17 protein-coding genes, 1 tRNA gene and 1 riboswitch are annotated in these 22,490 nt (G+C 68.2%); of the genes, 12 read left to right on the top strand and 6 right to left on the bottom strand.

Annotated elements, in window-relative coordinates; translation table 11 throughout:
• Nucleotides 1–199 precede the first annotated feature (199 nt).
• Nucleotides 200–299, bottom strand: a riboswitch (ZMP/ZTP riboswitch).
• 177 nt (nt 300–476) lie between these two features.
• From ACV229_RS12915 to ACV229_RS12875, 9 genes are all read left to right on the top strand, one after another.
• A complete protein-coding gene (locus ACV229_RS12915; RefSeq protein ID WP_448083510.1) occupies nt 477–1,223 on the top strand; it encodes an SDR family NAD(P)-dependent oxidoreductase in 747 nt (248 codons plus the stop codon).
• Between the two features lie 87 nt (nt 1,224–1,310).
• Entirely contained in the window at nt 1,311–1,796 is a 486-nt protein-coding gene (gene ybgC / locus ACV229_RS12910) for a tol-pal system-associated acyl-CoA thioesterase (RefSeq protein WP_448083509.1), read from the top strand.
• Nucleotides 1,797–2,009: 213 nt separating this feature from the next.
• A complete protein-coding gene (tolQ, locus tag ACV229_RS12905; RefSeq protein WP_010091489.1) occupies nt 2,010–2,687 on the top strand; it encodes a protein TolQ in 678 nt (225 codons plus the stop codon).
• Nucleotides 2,688–2,697: 10 nt separating this feature from the next.
• The gene (tolR, locus tag ACV229_RS12900; RefSeq protein ID WP_448078005.1) at nt 2,698–3,147 is read left to right on the top strand and encodes a protein TolR; all 450 of its coding nucleotides are present in this window, start codon (nt 2,698–2,700) and stop codon (nt 3,145–3,147) included.
• Nucleotides 3,144–4,172, top strand: coding sequence for a cell envelope integrity protein TolA (tolA, locus tag ACV229_RS12895; protein WP_448083508.1), 1,029 nt, complete (start codon nt 3,144–3,146; stop codon nt 4,170–4,172). Before tolR ends, tolA begins: the two co-directional genes overlap by 4 nt.
• Before the next feature lie 109 nt (nt 4,173–4,281).
• Nucleotides 4,282–5,577: a Tol-Pal system beta propeller repeat protein TolB gene (gene tolB, locus ACV229_RS12890; RefSeq protein WP_448083507.1), complete on the top strand. Its 1,296-nt coding sequence runs from the start codon at nt 4,282–4,284 to the stop codon at nt 5,575–5,577.
• 17 nt (nt 5,578–5,594) lie between these two features.
• Nucleotides 5,595–6,104 carry a peptidoglycan-associated lipoprotein Pal gene (pal, locus tag ACV229_RS12885; protein WP_448083506.1) on the top strand — a complete coding sequence of 170 codons (510 nt, stop codon included), beginning with the start codon at nt 5,595–5,597 and terminating at the stop codon, nt 6,102–6,104.
• A 19-nt stretch (nt 6,105–6,123) separates the two neighbouring features.
• Nucleotides 6,124–6,873 (top strand): tol-pal system protein YbgF, encoded by a 750-nt coding sequence (ybgF, locus tag ACV229_RS12880; protein ID WP_448083505.1) that lies wholly within the window; start codon nt 6,124–6,126, stop codon nt 6,871–6,873.
• A gap of 55 nt (nt 6,874–6,928) precedes the next feature.
• Nucleotides 6,929–7,004, top strand: a tRNA-Lys gene (locus tag ACV229_RS12875).
• Between the two features lie 403 nt (nt 7,005–7,407).
• Here ACV229_RS12875 and yiaA read toward each other — a convergent pair.
• Nucleotides 7,408–7,851 carry an inner membrane protein YiaA gene (gene yiaA / locus ACV229_RS12870; protein WP_448083504.1) on the bottom strand — a complete coding sequence of 148 codons (444 nt, stop codon included), beginning with the start codon at nt 7,849–7,851 and terminating at the stop codon, nt 7,408–7,410.
• Nucleotides 7,852–8,205: 354 nt separating this feature from the next.
• Here yiaA and ACV229_RS12865 point away from each other — a divergent pair, with 354 nt between their 5' ends.
• A complete protein-coding gene (locus ACV229_RS12865; RefSeq protein ID WP_448083503.1) occupies nt 8,206–8,892 on the top strand; it encodes a ribosome-inactivating family protein in 687 nt (228 codons plus the stop codon).
• A 164-nt stretch (nt 8,893–9,056) separates the two neighbouring features.
• Here the strand turns inward: ACV229_RS12865 and ACV229_RS12860 are convergent, their stop codons facing one another.
• The gene (locus ACV229_RS12860; protein WP_448083502.1) at nt 9,057–9,998 is read right to left on the bottom strand and encodes a cupin domain-containing protein; all 942 of its coding nucleotides are present in this window, start codon (nt 9,996–9,998) and stop codon (nt 9,057–9,059) included.
• A gap of 127 nt (nt 9,999–10,125) precedes the next feature.
• On the opposite strand from ACV229_RS12860, the gene ACV229_RS12855 reads away from it, so the two are divergent.
• Both ACV229_RS12855 and ACV229_RS12850 read left to right on the top strand, forming a co-directional pair.
• Nucleotides 10,126–10,455 (top strand): carboxymuconolactone decarboxylase family protein, encoded by a 330-nt coding sequence (locus ACV229_RS12855; RefSeq protein ID WP_448083501.1) that lies wholly within the window; start codon nt 10,126–10,128, stop codon nt 10,453–10,455.
• A 375-nt stretch (nt 10,456–10,830) separates the two neighbouring features.
• Nucleotides 10,831–11,667, top strand: coding sequence for a class II glutamine amidotransferase (locus ACV229_RS12850; RefSeq protein ID WP_448083518.1), 837 nt, complete (start codon nt 10,831–10,833; stop codon nt 11,665–11,667).
• Nucleotides 11,668–11,791: 124 nt separating this feature from the next.
• Here the strand turns inward: ACV229_RS12850 and ACV229_RS12845 are convergent, their stop codons facing one another.
• The 4 genes from ACV229_RS12845 to ACV229_RS12830 form a co-directional block, all read right to left on the bottom strand.
• Entirely contained in the window at nt 11,792–12,472 is a 681-nt protein-coding gene (locus tag ACV229_RS12845) for a GNAT family N-acetyltransferase (RefSeq protein ID WP_448083517.1), read from the bottom strand.
• 5 nt (nt 12,473–12,477) lie between these two features.
• Nucleotides 12,478–13,803 carry an aminotransferase class I/II-fold pyridoxal phosphate-dependent enzyme gene (locus tag ACV229_RS12840; RefSeq protein WP_448083500.1) on the bottom strand — a complete coding sequence of 442 codons (1,326 nt, stop codon included), beginning with the start codon at nt 13,801–13,803 and terminating at the stop codon, nt 12,478–12,480.
• Nucleotides 13,804–13,874: 71 nt separating this feature from the next.
• Nucleotides 13,875–14,792 (bottom strand): UDP-3-O-acyl N-acetylglycosamine deacetylase, encoded by a 918-nt coding sequence (locus tag ACV229_RS12835; protein WP_448083499.1) that lies wholly within the window; start codon nt 14,790–14,792, stop codon nt 13,875–13,877.
• Complete coding sequence (locus tag ACV229_RS12830) at nt 14,789–22,489, bottom strand: SDR family NAD(P)-dependent oxidoreductase (RefSeq protein WP_448083498.1); 7,701 nt, start codon at nt 22,487–22,489, stop codon at nt 14,789–14,791. The genes ACV229_RS12835 and ACV229_RS12830 overlap by 4 nt, the downstream gene beginning before the upstream one ends.
• Nucleotide 22,490 lies beyond the last annotated feature (1 nt).

Below are 22,490 nucleotides of genomic sequence, written 5' to 3'. Positions count from 1 at the left end.
CGATCGCTGCAAAGACTTCGGGATCGACGTTCGCGATGGTGCTTTGGGCTCTGTCAAACATACGGTTTCCGTTAAGTGTGTACAGGTTGACCGGGGTGGCCGAGTACATTGCGCTGCTGGCGGCACCAGCTCGACGTGGCGGAGGAATCCGTATGACGCGAGGCAGGGACAGCCACCGGCGACGCACGCGACGGCGCACAACGGCTGCCCAGGCGAACGGCAAAAACGGCGCCCTGCGCTTCACGGTGGGATGCTCCACCTTGAACCCGAGGGTTCTATCGCCAGTCACGCAGGGGTGATGAGCGCGTTAGTTTATTGGATGCGTCATGAATAGGCAACCGCGCAGCCACGGCCGAAACAATTGGGGACGGGGTCGTTGCGCCCGCGCCGATTACGTTCTGCCGCCTTGCCGCGATGCGGCAATGTCAGTACGCTTGCAGGTTCCCCACCCGCTACTTTTCCGACCAGGAGCAGCAATGATCGTGTTCGTCACAGGCGCGTCCGCCGGCTTCGGCGCCGCCATCGCCCGTGCCTTCGTCAAGGGCGGCCATCGCGTGGTCGCGACCGCGCGCCGCAAGGATCGTCTCGACGCACTCGCCGCCGAACTCGGCGACGCGCTGCTGCCGCTCGAGCTCGACGTGCGTGACCGCGCCGCCGTCGAAGCCGTGGAGGCAACGCTTCCCGCCGAGTTCGCCGCGCTCGACGTGCTCGTCAACAATGCCGGCCTCGCGCTCGGCGTCGAGCCGGCGCACAAAGCCAGCCTCGACGAGTGGCAGACGATGATCGACACGAACTGCTCCGGCCTCGTGACGGTCACGCATGCGCTGCTGCCCGGCATGATCGCCCGCGGGAGCGGCCACATCTTCAACCTCGGCTCGGTCGCGGCAACCTACCCTTATCCGGGCGGCAACGTATACGGCGCCACCAAGGCTTTCGTCAGACAATTCAGTCTGAACCTGCGCGCCGACCTGATCGGCACGCCGGTGCGCGTCACCGACATCGAGCCGGGCCTCTGCGGCGGCACCGAATTCTCGAACGTCCGCTACCGCGGCGACGACGCGAAAGCGGCCAATGTGTACGCGAACGTCCAGCCGCTCACGGCCGACGACATCGCCGACACGATCTACTGGATTGCGACCCGCCCGGCGCACGTCAACATCAACACGATCGAGATGATGCCGGTCGCCCAGGCGCCCGCCGGACTCACGATCCACCGCGGCTGACGGCCCGCGAGCCGGCCGCCGGCCGGTTCGTACCCTCTATATTCCGTTACGAATCGGTAACAAATCGGGGTATCCGCTTCCGGTAGAATGCGCGCCATGACTCAGCCTACCCGCCCTCCGGAAGCGCCTTCCGGCTTTACCTGGCCGGTTCGCGTTTATTACGAGGATACCGACGCAGGCGGCATCGTCTTCTATGCCAACTACCTGAAGTTCTTCGAGCGCGCCCGCACCGAATGGCTGCGCGCCTGCGGCATCGACCAGCAGCGGCTCGCCGACGAGACCGGCGCGATCTTCATCGTCCGCAGCACCGCGCTCGACTATCGCGCGCCGGCGCGGCTCGACGATACGCTGGCGATCACGAGCCGGCCCGGACGAATCGGCCGCGCGTCGGTGGAATTCGCGCAGGAGGCGTGGCGCGGCGATACGCTGCTCGTCGCCGGACACATCCGCATCGGCTGTGTCGAGCGCACCGGCATCCGGCCCGCGGCGATCCCGCCGGCCGTGCTCGATGCGCTGCAGCGCGGCCCCGTCATCGACACCGGGCAGACTATGTTGTCAACGAGGCTCGCGTGAGCCCCGTTTAGACAAAGCCGATGAACTCGCCTTGTTGAATCGATACTAAGCAGGGTTCGGCGTCAGGTGCGGCATCCCGGCCTGCCAGCCGCCGCGCCGCACTCGCGCCGGGCGCCCCCTGGCCGGCCACCCCTGACCGGGCGTCCCTAGCCGGGCGCCCTTGGCCAGGTACCTTAGCCAGGCGCCCCCCGAAGGGACGTTACTCAAACCTATATGAATACTTCTCAAGACCTGTCGATCATTTCCCTCGTCCTCAATGCGAGCGTCCTGGCCCAGGCCGTGATGGGGCTGCTGCTGTTGCTGTCGCTGATGTCGTGGACCTTCATCTTCCGCAAGTGGTTCGCGATCCGCCGCGCACGCGCGCAGACCGAGCGCTTCGAACGGGATTTCTGGTCAGGTGGCGACCTGCAGGCCTTGTACCAGAGCGCGGCAAACAACCGTCACACGATCGGCGCGCTCGAGCGGATCTTCGAATCGGGGATGCGCGAGTTCCTGAAGGCGAAGGAAAAGCGCATCAGCGACCCGGGCCTCGTCCTCGACGGCGCACGGCGTGCGATGCGCGCGTCGTTCCAGCGCGAGATGGACGTGCTCGAAGCGAACCTCGCGTTCCTCGCGTCGGTCGGCTCGGTCAGCCCGTACATCGGTCTGTTCGGCACCGTCTGGGGGATCATGAACTCGTTCCGCGGCCTCGCGAACGTGCAGCAGGCGACGCTCGCGAACGTCGCACCGGGCATCGCCGAAGCGCTCGTCGCGACCGCGATCGGCCTGTTCGCCGCGATTCCGGCCGTCGTTGCGTACAACCGCTACGCGCACGACATCGACCGCCTCGCGATCCGCTTCGAGACCTTCATCGAAGAGTTCTCGAACATCCTGCAGCGTCAGGCCCAGTAAGGAGCGCGCCATGGCCGGAACTCCCATCCGATCAAGCATGCGCGGCGGCCGCTCGCGCCGTGCGATGGCCGACATCAATGTCGTGCCGTACATCGACGTGATGCTGGTGCTGCTCGTGATCTTCATGGTCACCGCACCGCTCGTCGCACCGTCGATCATCAACCTGCCGACGGTCGGCAACGCCGCGCCGCAGGAGCAGACGCCGCCCGTCGTGGTCAACATCAAGGCCGACCGCACGATGAGCGTCAAGTACAAGGGCGACTCGGGCGCGACGCAGGAAGACACGATGACGAAGGCCGAGCTCGACAGCTTCATCGCTGCCCGTCAGGCCGATCACCCTGACCAGCCGGTCGTGATCGCAGCCGACAAGACCGTGCAGTACGATGCGGTGATGACCGTGATGTCGGATCTGAAGGCGCGCGGCGTCAAGCGCGTCGGTCTCCTCGTCAAATCGCAATGAAACGGCAATCCCCGCGCAGCGCCGCCTATCCGCCTCAGCCTCCTCGCGAACGCGGCACGTGGCGCGCGTTCGCGCTCGCCGCGCTGATGCACGTGCTGCTCGCGCTGTTCCTCTATCACGGCGTGCAATGGCAGAACAGCACGCCGGCGGGCGCCGAAGCCGAGCTGTGGACGGCGGTGCCCGATATGGCCACGCCGCAGCCGATCGCGCCGCCGCCCGCGAAGGTCGCGCCGCCCCCTCCCCCGGTCAAGAACGAGGAAGCGGACATCGCGCTGCAGCAGAAGAAGCGCCAGCAGGAAGCCGCCGCGCGCGAAGCGCTGCTTGAGCAGCAGCGCCGCGCGCAGCAGTTGAAGGCGCAACAGGAAGATCAGGCCAGACGCGCGCAGCTCGCGGCCCAGCAGGCGGCCGCGCTCGCTGCGCAGAAGGCCGCCGAGCTCGAAAAGCAGAAGCAGGCCGACAAGCTCAAGCAGAAGCAGCTCGCCGAGCAGCAGCAAAAACTCGAACAGCAGAAGCTCGAGCAACAGAAGCAGGCGAAGCTCGAAGCGCAGCAGCAGGCCGCGAAGGCGAAAGCCGAGGCCGCAGCCAAGGCGAAGGCCGAAGCATCGGCCCGCGCGAAGGCGGATGCCGCGACGAAGGCGAAGCTCGACCAGGAACGGCGCACGCGCCTCGCGCAGATGCAGGGCCTCGCGGGCGGCGGTGAAGGCGGCGGCGAAGGCCTCGCGAAGAGCGGCACGGGCACCGGCTCGGGCGGCAATGCGGCCTCTCCGGGCTACCCGGACAAGGTGCGGCGCCGTGTGAAGCCGAACATCGTCTGGGGCGGCGAGCGCGCGGGCCTGACGACCGTCGTCGCGATCCGCTGCACGCCGTCGGGCGATGTATTGAGCGTATCGATCCGCCGTTCGAGCGGAAATTCGGGGTGGGATCAGGCCGTGGTCAGTGCGATCCAGGCATCGGTCCCGTTACCGCCCGATTCTAACGGTCGTACCCCTCCGGACATTACGATTACCTTCAAGGCGGCGGAGTGAGCGGAAATGCGCATACACTCCGGGCGTCGCTGTAAGACGGGAACGAATCGGGTATTTTTACTGTCTCTGCGGTTGCGCAGCGATACTAGTCATACGGGAAGCAAGAAGCATGAGTTTGATGACGAAGCTAGGTTTCAGGGCACTCGTGGCCTCGTGTCTGATTGCGGCGGGCAGCGCCGCTAACGCGCAGGTCGACGTGCTGATCACCGGCGTCGGTTCGACCCAGTTCCCCATCGCCACCGCGAATTTCGCGAACGAGGCGGGCCTGCCCCAGCAGGTCACGTCGATCGTCCGCGCCGACCTCGCCCGCAGCGGCAAATTCACCAACATCGACGCCGGCAGCACGCCGGTGCCCGAGACGGCCTCGGTCGACCTCGGTGCGTGGAAGGCCAAGGGCGCGAACGCGTTCGTCGCGGGCAGCGTGAACCGCGACGCGAACGGCCAGTACAAGGTCAACTTCATCCTGTACGACACCGTGAAGCAGCAGAGCCTCGGCGGCCTGTCGCTGACCGCGAACGACGGCACGCTGCGCACGGCCGGCCACAAGATTGCCGACTACATCTACCAGAAGCTGCTCGGCACGCGCGGCGTGTTCGCGACGCGGCTGTCGTACGTGATCAAGACGGGCAACCGCTACCAGTTGCAGATTTCCGATTCGGACGGCCAGAACGCGCGCATCGCGCTGTCGAGCACCGAACCGATCATCTCGCCGGCGTGGTCGCCGAGCGGCACGAAGGTCGCGTACGTGTCGTTCGAGCGCAAGAAGCCGATCGTCTATATCCACGACCTGCCGACGGGCCGCCGCTACATGGTCTCCGACCAGAAAGGCAACAACAGCGCGCCGGCGTGGTCGCCGGACAGCCAGACGCTCGCGGTTGCGCTGTCGCTGACGGGCAACACGCAGATCTTCGCGGTCAACGCGAACGGCGGCGGCCTGCACCGGCTGACGCAGAGCAGCTCGATCGACACCGAGCCGTTCTACTCGCCGGACGGCCGCTGGATCTACTTCACGAGCGACCGCGGCGGCGCGCCGCAGATCTACCGGATGCCCGCGCAGGGCGAGAGCGCCGGCGCGGCGCAGCGCGTGACGTTCACCGGCAGCTACAACACGAGCCCGCGCGTGAGCCCGGACGGCAAGCAGCTCGCTTACATCTCCCGCACGGGCGGGGGCTTCAAGCTGTACGTTCAGGATCTGCAATCGGGCGCGGCGAACGCGATCACGAATACCAATCATGACGAGTCGCCGAGCTTTGCGGCGAACGGCCAGTACGTGCTGTACGCCACGCAGTCGGGTGGCCGCAACGTGCTGGCTGCCGTTCCTTCCGACGGCAGTGCGCCGCCGCAGATTCTGTCCGTCCAGGGCGGCTCCGTACGCGAGCCGTCGTGGGGACCCTTCATGCAATGACCACAAGGAGAGTAACCATGATGTCGAAAAAAGTTCGTCTGGCCCTGGCCGTGATGATGGTCGGCGCGCTGGCAGCATGTAAGTCGGGCGTGAAGCTCGACGACAAGGCCAACGCCGGTGCGATGAGCACGCAGCCGAACCCGGAAAACGTCGCGCAAGTGAACGTCGATCCGCTGAACGATCCGAACGGCCCGCTCGCGAAGCGCAGCATCTACTTCGATTTCGACAGCTATTCGGTGAAGGACGAGTACCAGCCGCTGATGCAGCAGCACTCGCAGTACCTGAAGAGCCATCCGCAACGCCACGTGCTGATCCAGGGCAACACCGACGAACGCGGCACGAGCGAGTACAACCTCGCGCTGGGCCAGAAGCGTGCTGAAGCCGTGCGCCGCGCGATGTCGCTGCTCGGCGTGCCGGATTCGCAAATGGAAGCCGTGAGCCTCGGCAAGGAAAAGCCGCAGGCGACGGGTCACGACGAAGCTTCGTGGGCGCAGAACCGCCGCTCGGATCTTGTCTACCAACAGTAAGTAACGGAAGAATCGCTGTATGACGCACCGTGAAACCTGGCTGCGCGTGGCCGCAGCCCTCTGCGTCGTCGGCGCGGCGTGGTCGGCCGTGCCGGCGCACGCTGGCGTGTTCGACGACAACGAAGCGCGTCGTGCCGTGCTCGACCTGCGCAGCAAGAGCGACAACCTGGCGAGCCAGTTGTCGGCTGCGCAGCGCACGATCCTCGATCAATCCGCCCGCCTCGACCAGCTGAACCAGCAGGTCGCGACGCTGCGCGGCGATAACGAGGACCTGACGAACCGGCTCACGACGCTCGAACGCCAGCAGAAGGAGTACTACACCGACCTCGACACGCGGCTCAAGAAGTTCGAGCCGCAGCAAAAGACGGTGGACGGTGTCGAAGGCACCGTGCAGCCGGGCGAAACGGACGCGTTCAACGCAGCGCAGCAGCAATTCCGCGACGGCAACTTCAAGGCTGCCGCCGCGTCGTTCCGCAGCTTCATCGCGAAGTATCCGCAGAGCCCCTATCAGCCGACCGCGCAGTACTGGCTCGGCAACGCGCAGTACGCGCTGCGCGACTACCGGGGTTCGACGGCGACCTGGCAGGGCATCGTGAGCAAGTATCCGCAGCATCCGCGTGCCGCCGACGCAATGCTCGCGATCGGCACGAACCAGCTCGAGCAAGGCCAGAAGGCGGCGGCGAAGAAGACCTTCGAACAGGTCGTTTCGCAGTATGCGGGGTCGAGCGCAGCGCAGACGGCACAAGGCAAGCTGCAGACGATCAAGTAATCGTGCAGCAGGTTGTTGACAGGCCTGCGATTCACAGCTATAGTCTTGCCTCTTCGGGTCGTTAGCTCAGTTGGTAGAGCAGCGGACTTTTAATCCGTTGGTCGCGTGTTCGAGTCACGCACGGCCTACCAGATGGTCGAAAAAGGGTTTCCGGGCAACCGGAAACCCTTTTTCTTTTCCCCCGCGCGTCCACGGGCCATCCGTGGTTCGCAGCAGCATGACGGAGCGGGGTCGATCGCTCCACGCCCCCTCCCCTCATCTTCGCTCTTCGCTCTTCGCTCTTCGCTCTTCGCTCTTCGCTCTTCGCTCTTCGCTCTTCGCTCTTCGCTCTTCGCTCTTCGCTCTTCGCTCTTCGCTCTTCGCTTAGGATACCGACGCAATGGCAACGGGCACGGACAACGGCAACATGTCCGTCATGGCGCAGCGGATTGAAGAAAAAATGGCGAGCCGACGGCTGACGTGCGCGACGCATGTGGACAACCGCCGCGCATCACGACGGAGGCAGGCAAGGATCGCGCCTCGCCTGCCCGTGCGTCACTCCTGCGCCGATTGTGTGGAATCCGTATCGGCGAACCGCGGCTTCGCGCCCTGCATATCGCGCGTGTTCTTCTGCACGGTGACCGCGCCGAACAGTGCGAGCACGAACGACATCGCGTAGAAGCCCTTTTCGCTGAGCTGCAGCGTCGCGTTGAACAGGCCGACGACCAGCAGCGCAATTGCGAGCAACAGCGCGATCCAGCTCAGCCCGTAGTAGATGCCCGTCACCGGAATGCCTTCGGCGCGATCGCGCACGCTCTTTTGCAACGAGATCGCCGCATACAGGCCGAATACCAGCACCGTGAAGTAGTAGCCCTTCTCGTTCAGCTGCATGGTCGCGTTCCAGAGCCCGATGAGAAACGCCGCGAAGCCGGCGAGCAGCGCAGCCCACGATGCGGCGACGAACGCAAACGACGGTTGCTGGATGGTGGTCTGGTTCATTGCATTGCCCTCTCTCTTGTTGTTCGGAATTGTTGTCAGGAACACGTTTCGCGCATGTTAGCAGTTTTGTCGCATGAACTGAGGCGGTGTCCCGACGCCATGACGCGACGCAGCATGCGCGCACGGCGATCGCCATGCGGCGCCGTTGTCCCGAAGCGAATCGCAGCATCGCCCGACCCGCTGCCGCGAAAGTCCTGGACGAACGGCCACGCTTTCATATGATGAAGAATCACCGGCACACCGCCGGTTTCGCGCAGACGTTCTCGTGAACGGCCTGCTCACGGGTCACTGTCGCGCTGGCGACGCTTCGCACGACGCTGCGCCGATGCCGCCCCATCCAACGGAGGCCATGCGATGCACCACATGCTACGCGTCGCGCCGGACTGGTCCACGCAGATCGCACGCATCCGCAACGACATCAGCGAGGACACGAACCTGATCCGGTTCGACAACACGTTCTACCGCGTCTGCCGAGCCGGCGGATCCTTCGCCATCATGCTGATGCCGCAAAGCGGCGCCGGTGGCGGTCTGACGCTGACGATGCGCATGAAGGACGTCTACGTCGAGACGATCGGCGGACAACCGATCACGCAATACGCGGCAACCCTCGACAAGGCAGCGCCCAACGCGTTCGCGCTCGACGAAGCGATCTACAAGCTCGCGCCGCGTGCGAGCGCGCGCCTGAGCACGGACGAACGCTTTGCCGCGCAATCGATCATCGTGTTTTGCGTGGCCGAATCGCTGCGCTTCAGCCATGTCGCAACCGCGGTCGGACAGGCGATCCTGGCCTCGCACGGGCAACTGCGCGGCGCATCCGGGCGGCTCGGGCTCGACACGTGGATGCCGCTCGTGAAGAACTGGGGAAATGCGAGCGAAGCGATCTTCGGCGTGATGTCGGATCGCGCACGTGCGATCGCGCTCCAGCCGCGCGCGATGCTGTCCGAGGACGATCGCCGCTTCAGCGAGCAAGTGAATACCGCCAGCCTGCCCGGCAGGCTGCCGGAGTTCGCGCGGAGCGTCACGCTGCTGAAACGCCCATGACACGTGCGACGGCCGCCGGTCGCGTGACTCACGCCTGGCCGCGCCGAGGCAGTCGAGAAAGTGATCGACGATCTCGTCCGTCGATGCGCGGTCGTGCCGTGCGACGCCCTCACGCTCCTCTCACGCTCCTCTCACGCTCCTCTCACGCTCCCCTCACGCTCCCCTCACGCCCCCCGATGCGCGCGCCGCCACCTGCCCGGCGTCATGCCGACCACGTCGCGAAATGCCTTGCCGAATGCCGCTTCGGACTGGTAGCCGACCGCCTGCCCGATGTCGGCCTGCCCGCGTCGCGTGTCCTTCAGCAGCGTGCAGGCATGCATCATCCGGATCTGCGTGACGAACGCGCCAACGCTCATCCCTGCCTTCTCGCGGAAATGCCGCGCATAGGTCGCGCGCGACATCGCTGCCACGTCGCCGAGCGACGCAACCGTCCACGGCTGCGCGGGCGCCTGCAGGACCGCCTGGACCGAAGGCCCGAGCCGCGCGTCGGCGGCCAGCGCGAGCCAGCCGGGCGGCACCTGGGCGTCGCGGCCATACGCGCGCAGCGCATATGCGAGCAGCGCCTGCCCGAGCGCGTTCACGATCGCGCCGGCGCCCGGCTGCACGTTCGATGCCTCCGCGCGCAACACGTCCGTCAGCATCTGCAGCGGTGCCAGCCCCGACGACTCGCGCAGCCCGACGTGCAGCACGCCCGGCAGCGCGCGCATCAGCAGCTCGCCAGAGCCACGCCCGTACACGAAGCGTCCGCAGAGCAGGTCCACGCTCGCGCGGTCGGGCGTGTCAGTATTGCTCTTGATCGGCAGCACCGCGCCGGCTGTCGCGGGCCGTTCGCGCATCGGTACGGCCGACGCACCCGATGTGCCCGCCGCATCGCCGGTTTCATGCGCGTCGCCTGTCGGCAGCAGCACGAAATCGCCCTCCGACAGATGCAGCGTCCGCCCGCTCGCGGTGCGCAACCGGCATTGCCCGGCCAGCAACAGGTGAAATGCCGCTTCGCCGTGCGGCAGCGCGTCGTGCGCGATCGCGAACGGGCCGTCGAGCAGGCAGCGCACGTCCAGTTTGACTTGGCTATGGCCCAGCAGAAGCAGTTGGCTCAGTGCATCCATGAGACGATTGCGCTAAAAATTGACGCACCAGTGTATCGAAACCATCAGCGCCGGCGTTCAGAATAACCGTGCATCAACCGAGACCGCGGCACCCGCCGCCGTCACCCAACCCTGGAAAGGACGAGCCATGCTGAACTGGAACGAATATCGCACGGAACTCTCGACGCGCATCGGCGAAATCGCGAAGCTGTCGCCCGACACGCTGGCCGGCTACAAGGCGCTGTCGGGTGCCGGCGCCAAGACCGGCCATCTCGACGCGAAGACGCGCGAGCTGATCGCGCTTGCGGTGGCCGTCACGACACGTTGCGACGGCTGTATCGCCGTGCACACGGCCGAGGCTGCAAAGCACGGCGCGACGAAGGAGGAAGTGGCGGAAGCGCTCGGCGTGGCGGTCGCGCTGAACGCGGGCGCGGCGCTCGTCTATTCGGCGCGCGTGATGGACGCGATGGGCGACTGAGCGCACGCGACTGCCGCCCTTGGCGCCCCGGCCCGTCTGGGGTGCCCGGCTTCTGGCTTCTGGCTTCTGGCTTCTGGCTTCTGGCTTCGGGCTTCGGGCTTCGGGCTTCGGGCTTCGGGCTTCGGGCTTCGGGCTTCGGGCTTCGGGCTTCGGGCTTCGGGCTTCGGGCTTCGGGCTTCAGGCTTCAGGCTTCAGGCTTCAGGCTCCGGGCTTCAGGCTCCGGGCCCCGGGCTCCGGGCTCAGGGCCTCGAGCCTTCCCGGCACCCGCACCGCTTTCATCAGACCGAACCAAAGTACATCCCCCCGCGCTCCCCGCACGCGTGCCGGCCGAAGTCGGCTACCATGCGCGAACGTCCCATCGCGAAGGAGCGTCCCATGTGCCGCTGGCTCGCCTATACCGGCAACCCGATCCATCTCGAGACCGTCCTGTTCCGCGCGAAGCATTCGCTGATCGACCAGAGCCTGCATTCGGAACTGGGCGCGACGACCACCAACGGCGACGGCTTCGGCATCGGCTGGTACGGCCCCCCCGACGAGCTCCCGTTCCGCTACCTGTCGGTGCACCCCGCATGGAACGATCGCAACCTGCGCGAAGCCGCGCGCGCGATCCGTTCGCGGATGTTCATCGCGCATATTCGCGCGGCCACCGACACCCCAGTGCAGGAAACCAACTGCCACCCGTTCCGTCATGGCCGCTGGCTGTTCGCGCACAACGGGCTGATCCGCGACTTCCACAAGCTGCGCCGCGACCTGACGATGAAGGTCGATCCCGCGCTGTTCCCGACGATCGAGGGGTCGACGGATTCGGAGCTGATGTTCCGCCTTGCGCTGACGTTCGGCCTCGAGCAGTCGCCGCTGCCGGCGCTCGAGCGGATGGCCGGCGTCGTCGAGGACATCGCCGCGCACCATCGTGTCGCGACGCCGCTCAACATGACCGTGTGCGCGACCGACGGCGAACGGATCATCGCGGTGCGCTACTCGAGCGAACGGAAATCACGCACGCTGTTCCACAGCACGTCGTTCAAGCACCTTCACGAGCTGTATCCGCACAATCCGCGCATCGCGGAAGCAGGCGACGACGCATTCATGGTGCTGTCCGAGCCGCTCGTCAACCTGCGCGACGCGTGGGAAGAAGTGCCGGAAAGCACGGCGATCATCGCGCACGGCGCGGATCTCAAGCAGGTACCGTTTGCGCCGGTGCGGCACAGCTAGGAACGGATGACGGAACGCGCATGCGCGGCCACGAGCGCGGTCACGCGCGACGCGCATGACGACGCGAACGGCGCACGTGCTCGCAACCTGCGCAACGCGGCGAACGACCGGCGCCGCCGGGATGTCACGCGCGGCGCTCGAGCCGCATCCGGATCGACTCGAGCCCGGCCGGCAAGCGGCGCGACGGATTGCGTGAACGCACAAGTGCGACGAAACCGAGCCGTTCGTACAGCGCCTTCGCGCGACCATTGCTCACCAGTACGTCGAGCACGACGTCCCGGCTGCCGTCTGACGGCAGCAGCCCGACACGCATCGCATCGTCGAGCAGCGCGCTGAAGATCCCGCGGCCGCGATGCCCGCCGGCGGTCGCACAATGCGCGACCAGGATCTGCGCGCGTTTCGGCGCGGGCAGCTCGGTTTCGAGAACGAGACCGCGCAGCAGCCTGCCAAGCGTGCCGCGCACGCCGAAGTAGCGCAGCAGCGCCCACACCACGTGTACGTCGTCGAGCATCGTCCGGCTGCCGTCCTGTACCGCCATCACGGCGAGCACGGTACCGTCTTCGGCGACGCCGACGCGATGGCGCCGCCACGAGAAGCGGCCATGGCGCGACCGGAACGCATCGGTCAGGAATGCGATGCAGCGCGTCTCGGGCTCGCCGAGAAAGTAACCGAACTCGCCGACGCCGGATGCGAATACGAGCGGCGCACACGCGGCCGCGTCATCCGGCCCGGCCGCGCGGAACCGCACGCGCGGCTCGCCGTGCGGCGAACCCGCGTGACGCGCGAGCGCGTGTGCGGCTGTCAAGGCAGTCACGGTCTCATCGCCTGGCGCGCGAGCCGCGACAGCGCGGCAATCGTGCGGCTGATCTGTTCGGGTTCATGCGTCGAGCAGATGAAGAAGCGCAGGCGCGCCGCCTTTTCCTCGACGGCCGGATAGAAAATCGGCTGCACGTTGATACCCTCGTCGAACAGCGCGTTCGCCCACTGCGCCGCCTTCAGCGAACTGCCGGTGATGACCGGCACCACTGCATAGCCCGCGCTCGTGCCCGTATTCAACCCGGCCGCGCGCGCTTCCGTCAGGAACTGCCGGCCCCGCGCCTGCAACTGCGCGACCCGCTCGGGCTCGGCGAGCAGGCACTCGAGCGCCGCGAGCGACGCCTCGGCGAGCGTCGGCGCGAGTCCGACGCTGTACAGGAAGCCGGGTGCCAGGTGGCGCAGCATGTCGACGAGCGGCTGGCAACCGGCGATGAACCCGCCGCATCCGGCGAGCGTCTTGCTCATCGTGCCCATCCACAGGTCGACGTCGCCGGACGCGACGCCCGCGTGTTCGCGAATGCCCTTGCCGGTCGCGCCGAGCACACCGACCGAGTGCGCTTCGTCGACCATCAGGAACGCGCCGTGACGCTCCTTCACGTCGACGAAGCGCTGCAGGTCCGGAAAATCGCCGTCCATGCTGTACAGGCCTTCGATCGCGATCAGCACGTTCCGGTAGTCGCGGCGCACCCGCGTCAGCAGGTCGTCGAGCGCCTGCCAGTCGTTGTGCGCGAAGCTCAGGCGCTTCGCTCCGCTCAGCTGTGCACCCTGCACGATGCTGTTGTGCGCGAGCGCGTCGTGGATGATCACGTCGCCCTGCCCGAACAGCGCGCCGATCACAGTCACGTTGGTCGCATGGCCGCTCACGAACGCGACGCAGTCATCGGTCTCGTAGAACGACGCGAGCGCGCGCTCGAGCGCGCGCTGCACGGGCCGCTCGCCGGCGACCATCCGGCTCGCCGATGCGGACGTGCCGTAGCGGTCGATCGCGTCCTTCGCGCGCGCCGACACGACCGGATCGCCGGCGAGGCCGAGATAGTTGTAGTTCGCGAAGTTCACGTATTCGCGTCCGGCGATGCGGGTCGTCGCGCCGGCAATGCCGTCATGCACGCGAAAGAACGGCGAATCCACGCGCAGTTTCTCGCCCATCTCGCGCATGATCCTGACCTGCTGATAGAGCGGCATCGCCTCGAACCGGCTGCGCGCGGACATCCGTTCCGGCGCGACGGCCGGTGCCGCAGCGGCGCCGTCGACCACGCGGTCCAGCTGCCGCTTCAGGGCCTTCGCGGCCAGTTGCTGCCGAAGATGCTCTCCCAATCCCATCGCTTGTTACGCCCCTATCTCAAATATCAGCCATGTTATGCCGCGAATCCGGCCTGCTCCCCGCCGTCAGACTACGACGTCGGGAACTCGGCCCACTCCCAGGCACCGGTGTCGGCCAGCAGTGCGTCGATCAGCCGGAAGTTCATCTCGTGGCTCGGCCGCCATGCGGTGACCCGCGCGAGCAGCGGCGCGCCGGCGAGCGCGAGGTCGCCGACGAGATCGAGGACGCGGTGCCGGACGAACTCGTCGGGCAGCCGCATCCCGCCCAGCACGCGGCTGCCGACGATCGACGCGGTACACGACGGTCGCGCGCCGCGCAGGATCGGCACGCCGCGCAAGTAACCGGCGACGATCGCGGGCACCGCCCACTTCACGCGCCCGTATGAACGCGACGGTGCGATTTCGGCCGCGAATGCAGCCGGCGTCAGCGCGCCGTCCCAATGCATGTCGCCGAAGCCGCGCAGGTCGTTGCGCACGCTCAGCTCGTAGCGCGGCGCGGGCTCGATCCGCATCTCGCGCCGTTCGCCGCCGGCGCCGTCCGCGACGACGACAGGCCGCAGCACGCGGATGAAGCGCTTCGGCGCGGCCAGTGCGACGCGCCCGCACGCGCGGATCGCATCGACCCATGGCGCGGCGCTGCCGTCGAGAATCGGCACCTCTTCCGCGTCGAGCTCGACGATCGCGTGATCGATCTCGCACGCGAGCAGCGATGCAAGCAGGTGCTCGACGGTCCGCACGCCGACGCCGTCGGCATTGCGCAGCATCGTGCAGAGCGGCTGCGCGCGGCGCAAAGCGGGATCGACGGCGAGCGTCGCGAGCGTGTGGCCGTTCGCGACGCGGCGGAAGACGACCCCCGTCACGCCATCCTCGGGACGCGCCGGCAGGATCCGCACGCCGACCCGTCGGCCGGTGTGCAGCCCGTGCCCGGCGATCGTCAGCTCACGTGCGAGCGTGCCCTGGCTGCCGGTCCAGCCGGCCGGTGCGGTCACTGGACGGTCTCCGGCGCGGTCGGCGTTGCGCCGGCCGCCGACGGTGCCGCTGCCGCTGCCGATGCTGGTGCCGATGCCAAGCCCGCTGCCGATGCCAATGCCGGTGCCGGTGCCGATGCCAATGCCGGTGCCGACATGTGCGCAACGTCGAGCAACGCGTGCGCGTCGCCGTCGAGCGCATGCTTGCCGGCGAGCGCCTTGACCACTTCGGCTGCTTCGGCCGCCGCGTTCTCCGACGGCTCGCCGCCATCGACCGACGCCGAGATCGAATCGACGATCCGGCCGGCCAGCGTCGTGACGGTCGCCCCTTCGGCAATCGCCATCACCGACAGCTTCACGTCGAACGCCTCCTCGACCGCGAGGCCGAGCTCCATCCCCATCAGCGAATCCATTCCCATGTCGAGCACCGACTTGTCGAGCGCGATGCGATCCGGCGTCATGTGCAGGATGCGGGCGATCTGTCCTTGCAGCGTCTCCGCGACGAGCGCGACCGCGTCGACGCGCGCGAGTGCGAGCACTTCCTCGCGAAGCTGGCCGCCGCCGTCGCGCGTGTCGCCGCCGCCTGCATGCGATTGCAGCAGCGCATAGCGCCGCGCCTTCGCGGCGGGCATCCCGCGCGCGACCGCATGCCACTCGAGGCGCACCACCGCTTCGCCCGCCGCACCTGACACTAGCGCGCGCTCGAGTGCATCCATCGCCTCGTCGGACGTGATCGATGCGCCGCCGATGCGCGCCTGCAACGCTTCGCGCGTCTCCGCGTTGCGCGCGAGGAAACCGACGTCCTCGAGCGGCCCCCATGCCATGAACGTGCCGGGCAGGCCCGCCGCGCGCCGGTGTTCGACGAGCGCCTCGAGGAAACTGTTGGCCGCGACGTAGTTCGACTGGCCCGGGTTGCCGAGATAGGTCGTCGCCGACGAATAGACGACGAACCAGTCGAGTGGCAGCGTGCGCGTCGCGCGATGCAGGTTCCACGCGCCGGCCACCTTCGGCGCGAGCACCGCCGCGAAGCGGGCATCGTCGAGATTGCGCACGAGACCGTCGTCGATCGACATCGCCGAGTGCAGCACGCCCTTCACCGGCATGCCACGCGCGGCGATCGCCGCGATCATCGCGTCGACCGCGGCCGCATCCGTCACGTCGCATGCAACCACGTTGACCGTCACGCCGAGCGTGTCGCGCCAGCGTGTGACCTCGTCGAGGGCCGCTGCAGCAAGCGTGCCGGAACGGCTCGCGAGCGTCAGGTGACGCGCGCCGCGCTCGACCATCCGGCGCGCGCTCGCGAAACCGAGCCCGCCTGTGCCGCCGACCACCAGATAGGTGCCGCGCGGATCGAGCGCCAGCGGTCCCGGCGCGGCGACGCCGCGCTTCGGCGCCGGCGTGCCGGACGGATAGGTGACGAGCACCTTGCCGATCTGGCGCGCCTGCTGCATGTAGCGGAACGCGTCCTCCGCCCGCTCGGCCGGGAACGCGCGGTACGGCAGCGGATGCAGCACGCCGGTCGCGAACAGCTCCATCACCTCGCCGAACAGGCGTGCGGTCAGCTCCGGCAGCGCACCCATCAGCTGGTCGGCATCGATGCCGAAATAGCTGATGTTGTTGCGGAACGGCCGCAGACCGATCGGGCTGTTCTCGTAGAAATCGCGCTTGCCGAGTTCGAGGAAGCGGCCGAACGGCCGCAGCGTGTCGATGCTGCGCACCATCGCCTCGCCCGCGAGCGAATTGAGCACGACGTCGATGCCCGCGCCGCCCGTCATCACGCGGATCTCGTCCGCGAACGCCAGGCTGCGCGAATCCAGCACATGTTCGGCGCCGAGCAGGCGCACGAACTCGCGCTTCTCGTCGCTGCCGGCCGTCGCGAACACCTCGGCGCCGAGATGGCGCGCGAGCTGGATCGCCGCGATCCCGACGCCGCCCGCGCCGCCGTGCACGAGCACCCGCTCGCCGCGGCGAAGCCGTGCAAGCTCGACGAGCGCGTAGTAGACGGTGAAGAACGTGGTCGGCACCGTCGCGGCTTCCTCGAATGACAGCCGTTCCGGCTTGTGCGCAATCGCCGCCGCGCGGGTCGTCACGCGCGTCGCGAACGATGCCGGCGCGAACCCGAGCACGGCGTCGCCAGGCGCGAAGCCAGTCACGTCGGCGCCGACGCGCACGACACGGCCGGACAGCTCCATGCCGATCGTCGCACCCGCGAAGCCGGTTTCGACGGCCTCGTCGGACAGCAGGCCCATCGCGTACATGATGTCGCGGAAGTTCAGGCCGGTCGCCGCGGGTTCGATTTCGATCTCGTCGGCCGCAAGCGCGCGCTCCGGCAGCGCGAACCACTCGAGGTTGCGCAGCGACCCCGGCGCGTCGAATGCGAGCACCCCCGGCTGCGTGGCCAAGCGCGCTTCGCGCACTGCGGCACTTGCGGCCGTCAGCATGCGCGGCACCAGCCGGCCGCGCGCGGACAGCACGACTTCCTCCTCGAGCGCCGTGCCCGTCAATTCGCGCACCAGCGCATCGAGCGCCACACCGTCGTGCAGGTCGACGTCGATCAGTCGGCAGGCCAGTTCCGGATGTTCGTTCGCGAGCACGCGGCCGAGGCCCCACAGCGTCGCGTGTTCCGGATGCGCGTTCGCCGTACCGGCGAACGGCGCGCCGCCGCGCGTGACGACGGTCAGCCGCGCGGCAGCACTCGCCTGTGCGTCGAATGCGCGTACGAGCGCCGCAAGGGCGATCGCTCCGGACTGTTGCGCCGCCAGCAGCTGCTCTCCTGTCGCGGCGGCGCCGAGCGCCGTCTCCGGCGCGCAGAACACGACGTGATACGGCTGCGCCCCCGGCAGCGTGGCGATTACATCGGCCGCGCGCGCCATTTCGAGCGCCTCGGCCGGGTAGCCCGCGCGCACCAGCGCGCCTGCGAGCTGCGCGCCAAACGCGCCGGATTCCGGCGCATGCAGCACGAGCCATTGTTCGGCGCGCGCGAGCCCGTCGAGGCTGTCCGCGTGATCCACGACGGCGTCGGCGGCAGACTTCACCGGCTTGCGCGCGATCACGAAGGTCGGTGCGCCCTCCAGATCGAGCGATTGCTCCGTGTGCCGCACGACATCGGCGTATCCGGCGCCGGCCAGCGCCGCCCCGAGATCGGCGGGCATCAGCGGCGCCGGCGCAGCGGCATCGGCCGTCGCCTGCAGGCCGAACACGATGTCGGCAAAGCGGCCGCGGCGCGACTCGGCGAGCAGCAGCAGCCCGCCCGGCGCAAGCCACGACCGGATCGCACCCAGCGCATCGAGCGGATCCTTGCGAGCGCTCAACCCGCGATTGACGACGATCACGTCGTACGGCCCCGCATCGTCGCTCGCCAGTGCAAGGCGCTCGCCCGGCTGCAGCGTCACGGTGCGCACGCCGGCGTCCGCATCGGCCTCGAACCCCGCGAGCTGACCGGCCGTCGCGGCGATCGCGTAATCGCAGCGCGCGGCCGGCAGATGGATGTCGAGCGTCTGCAGCACGTCGCCGTCAGTCGCGCTCAGCTCGAGCACGCGCAGCCGGCGCGTGGGACGCCACGCGTCGAGCGCCTGCTCGACGCTCGCCTTCAGCAGCGCATGCGCGTGATCCCAGGTCGGCGATGCGGCAAAGAAATGTTCGACGAGACTGTGCCCCGTCGGCGATAGCACGTGCGCGGGATTCTTCGTCCCGTTCAGCACGCCGGGCAGCATCGCGCCGCAATGCGCGAGCAGCGTCAGCTCCGCGACATGCCCGGGCGACTCGGCAAGCAGGCCGCGCCACAGCTCGTCGAGCGGCGGCAGCGCCGCGCATGCTTCATCGTCGCGCACGAGACGGCCGCCGTCGCGGTGCGCGAGACCATCTTCGACCAGCATGTTCGCGAGGCGCTCGACGAGCGCCACATGCGCGGGTGCAGGCTGCCAGATGCCGCCGAACGCGCCGAGCGTATCGAATGCGCGCAGCGCATGGAGGCTCGCCAGCACGTCGACGAGCGGCACGATTTCCGTGAGATGCCGCGCGCGCAGGCTGCCGTTCTCGACCGTGGCGAGCCGGGCCGTCGCCTGCTCCAGCAGCGCGCCGGGCGCCGGCAGGCTCGCCGCATCGATATCGCCCGACAGCGGGGTTTCCTCGAGCGTATAGACGAAGCGCGCCGGCGGATTCTGGCGGCGGCCGACGAGATCCACGCGCCGGAACCGGCAGGCGCCGAGCCGCGCGACGATCGCGCCATGCGCATCGAGGAAGTCGAAGGTCGCAACGATCGAGTGCGGGCTGCGCCGGTCGATCCGAGCCAGCACGCGGGCGACCGTGTCGCCGCGCAGATAGTCGACGCGGCCGATCTGCACCGGCACGTAGGCCGGATGCTCGTTGTCGCGCGCGTGCGCGGCGAGCAATGCGAACAGCGGATGGAAGCCGCTGTCCATCAGCGCCGGATGCAGCAGGTAGGCGGCCAGCGCCTGCGCGTCGCCGCACGCGGCCGGTGCGACGATCTCGGCCAGTGCCGCATCGTCGGCAACCCGCACCGCGCTGACCCAGCGGAACGCCGGCCCGTAACTGAGCCCGATCGACGCCGTGCTCGCGTAAAGCACGTCGCCACTCATCGCGGGCAGCGCGAGCAACGCGTCGAGCGTCGCCGGCGGCACCGTGCTGGCCGCGTCCAGCGTGTTGCCGCTCGCCAGCAACCGGCCCGTCACGTTGAGCGTCCACGCGCCGTCGGACATCCGGTCGCGCGTCTCGATCGCGAAGGTCGCGGTGCGAGACTCGATCACGAGCCGGAACTGCTTCGACTGCTGGGCCTGGAACACGACCGGCGCGCGGATCTCGAGGTTCTCGAGCGCGACGTCTGGCGTATCGAAATACACGTGGGCGGCAGCCAGCGCCATTTCCACGTAGCCCGCGCCCGGGAACGCGACACCGCCGTCGACGACGTGGTCGGCCAGCAGCGGCAGCTTCGCCGGATCGAGCTGGTTCTCCCACGCAAACGCGTGCTCGTGCAGGCGGTAGCCGAGGAGCGGATGTTCACGGCGGCGGTTCACGAGACCGTAGCCGTCCACGGTCGGCGTCAGCCAGTAGCGCTCGCGCTGCCACGGATAGCTCGGCAACGCGGCACGAGACGCACCCGGCGCGAAGCGATCGGGATCGACGGCGGCGCCATGGGCGATCGCCGCGAGAATCGCGTGCTGCAGCATCGCCGCGCTGCCGTGGTCACGCTTGAGCGTCGGCAGCGACACGCCGTCCGTTCTGGTCGACGCGAGCGTCTGCCTCACGTAGGTCCGCAGGATCGAATGCGGCGACACCTCGACGAACATGCGCACGCCATCCGCGATCAGATGCGCGATGCCGGCACCGAAACGTACCGGCTCCCGGATGTTGCGCCACCAGTAACGGGCGTCCAGCTCACTGCCGGACAACGCGCCGCCGGTCACGGTGGACACGAAGCCGCCATTTCCCGGCCCCGGCCGGATGCCTGCCAGCTCGGCGAGCACGACAGGCTCGATCCCATTCATGTGGCTGCTGTGGAACGCGTAGTCGAGGTCCAGCATCTGGAAGAACGTCCCGCTGCCGCGCAGCGACGCTTCGAGCGCATGCAGCCCTTGCAGCGAGCCTGCGAGCGTCACCGAATCCGGGCTGTTCATGCCCGCGACCTCGACGAGCTGCGCAAGCCCGTGACTCGCGATCAGTTCGCGCGCCGCCGCCTCGCCGAGGCCCGCGGCCGCCATCCTGCCACTGCCGCGCGTCATCGCCTGTGCACGGCTGCGAACCTTGATCACGCGCACCGCGTCGGCGAGTGACAGCGCGCCCGTCACCCACGCCGCGGCAATCTCGCCGACGCTGTGTCCGATTGCGGCGTCGTAGCGCATCCCGCATGCATCGATCACGCGCGTCATGCCGACCTGGATCGCGAACAGCAGCGGCTGCGCGTTCTCGGTCGACGCGAGCCACTCGGCGCTCGCGCCGTCGCGCATCGCGTCGACGAGCGACGGGCTGCCGTCCATGCACCACAGCGCGTCGACTTCGTCGAGCGCCGCGCGGAACACGGGATCCTCTTCATACAGCTGCTTGCCCATCCCGGGCCACTGGCAACCGTTGCCGGAGAACACGAGCGCGGTGCGTGCGGCATCGGCTGGCGCATCGCCGATCGCCACGCAGGCGGGCAACGCGGCCGGCGACGGCTCCGCCAGCGCGGCCAGGGCTGCGCGCCCTTCCGCGATATCGGCCGGCGCGACGATCGCGCGATGCTCGAGCCATTGACGACGACGCACGGCCGCCGCGGCCAGCGCCTGCCAGTCGCCGCCGTCGTCGAGGGTCGACAGATAGCGGCCGGCGAGCGCGGCGAGCGCCTTTGCGCTACGCGCCGTCAGCACGAGCGGAGACGGTGCGGCAGGCGCGTCAAGTACGTCGGCGGACATGGGTTGTGCAGCCGGCGTGGACGGCGCTTCCGTCAGCACGACGTGCGCATTGGTGCCGCCGAAACCGAACGAATTGACGCCGACCGTCAGCGGCGCGCCGTGCGTGTCGAGCGTCGTGTAGCGATCGACCACGCGCAGCCGGCCGCCGTCGAAGTCGATGCCGGGATTCGGCGTGTCGAAATGCAGCGACTTCGGCACCGCACGGTGCCGGATGCACAGCACGGCCTTCAAAAGGCCGGCCATCCCCGATGCGGTTTCGAGGTGCCCGATATTGGTCTTGACCGAGCCGATCAGCAACGGATCGTCCGCGGGCCGGCCGCCCGCGACCGCGTCGATCAGCGCGCGCGCTTCGATCGGATCGCCGACCGCCGTGCCGGTGCCATGCGCTTCGAGATACGCGAGCGACTGCGGATCGATGCCCGCGCGCGCATACACGCTGCGCAGCAGCGCCGTTTGCGCGGCCGCGCCCGGCACGCTGATGCCGCCCGGCGAATGGCCGACGGAGTTCACGCCGGAGCCGGCGATCACCGCGTGGATCGTGTCGCCGTCAGCGAGCGCGCGCTCGAGCGGCTTGAGCAGCACGAATGCGCCACCTTCCGAGCGCACGTAGCCGTCGCCCGTTGCATCGAACGCACGGCAGCGGCCGCGCGGCGACAGCATCGACGCCTTCGAGAAACTGACGAAGCCGAACGGATGCAGCAGCAGGTTCACGCCGCCCGCAAGCGCCATCTCGGTCTCGCCCGACTGCAGCGCCTTGACGGCCTGGTGGAGCGCGACGAGCGACGACGAGCACGCGGTGTCGACCGACATGCTCGGGCCGCGCAGGTCGAACAGGTAGGACACGCGGTTCGACGCGATGCTGAGCGTGTTGCCGGTGGCCGAATACGGATCGATCACGTTCAGATCGTCCATGTTGCGGTTGCCGTAGTCCATGCTCGCGGCACCGACAAAGACGCCGCAGTTGCTGCCGCGCATGTCGGCGGGACGCACGCCGGCGTCCTCGAAGGCTTCCCATGCGAGTTCGAGCAGCAGGCGCTGCTGAGGGTCCATCTGGGCGGCTTCGCGGGGAGAAATGCCGAAGAAGGCGGCGTCGAACGCGGCGACGTCGTCGAGGACGCCCGCCGAGAACGTGTAGCTCTTGCCCGGCTCGCGTTTGGACGGGTGCTGGTAGAAGTCGGTGCCGAAGCGGTCGGCGGGGATTTGGGTGACGGCGTCGCGTTCGTCGCGCAGCAGTTGCCAGAACTCGTCCGGACTCGCCACTTCCCCGGGGAAGCGACACGCTATCCCAATAATTGCAATCTTTCCGTTCATT

The organism is Burkholderia sp. MR1-5-21, from assembly GCF_053427715.1.
Note: the sequence above shows the minus strand (reverse complement) of the source record. Positions and strands in the feature narration are given on the sequence as shown.